The organism is Microbacterium barkeri, from assembly GCF_027921765.1.
GTDB classification, from domain to species: Bacteria; Actinomycetota; Actinomycetes; order Actinomycetales; family Microbacteriaceae; genus Microbacterium; species Microbacterium barkeri.
In genome coordinates, this window is record NZ_BSEJ01000068.1 from 1 (window position 1) to 502 (window position 502).

The 502-nt window shown below is 41.4% G+C and carries 1 protein-coding gene; it reads left to right on the forward strand.

Annotated features, from left to right (window positions below; translation table 11 throughout):
* A partial coding sequence (locus tag PKE79_RS16650; RefSeq protein WP_271174810.1) for a DUF3800 domain-containing protein occupies nucleotides 1-438 on the forward strand: 438 nt, incomplete at its 5' end.
* Between the last annotated feature and the right edge of the window lie 64 nt (nucleotides 439-502).

A 502-nucleotide genomic window follows, 5' to 3' on the forward strand; every position in this document is an offset into this window, starting at 1 on the left:
CTCCTGACTCAAAAGCATCGGGATATCCGTATATTTGCGTGTGTTGTACCCAAGGGATCCTTAGGTGGAAAGGACGTAATAACAGAATCTTTTTATCAGATATCGTCTCGTTTCGACATGTATTTGAGCCGATTACATTACCAAGGAGCAACATCTCGAGGGGTGGCCATTTTTGATAAATCGTCAACAGAGAAAAGTATTCAGTCTCTTGCTCGTACGTTTAAAGATACTGGATATGGATATGGAAAACTTCGTAACTTCTCTGAAGTGCCTTTGTTTTTGGATTCCAAGGCGTCAAGGTTGATTCAGCTTGCGGATCTTGTATCGTACTCAATTTTCAGGAAGTTTGAGCTCAATGATGATGAGTTCTACAAGATTATTGAGCATTCCTTTGACTACAATAATGGTAAAGTTCACGGACTTTACGTAGCTCACTAATTGAATCGCTGTGGATAGGTTGTCTCCGGGTCAGATGCCGCTGTAGCGACTATCTTCCATCGAT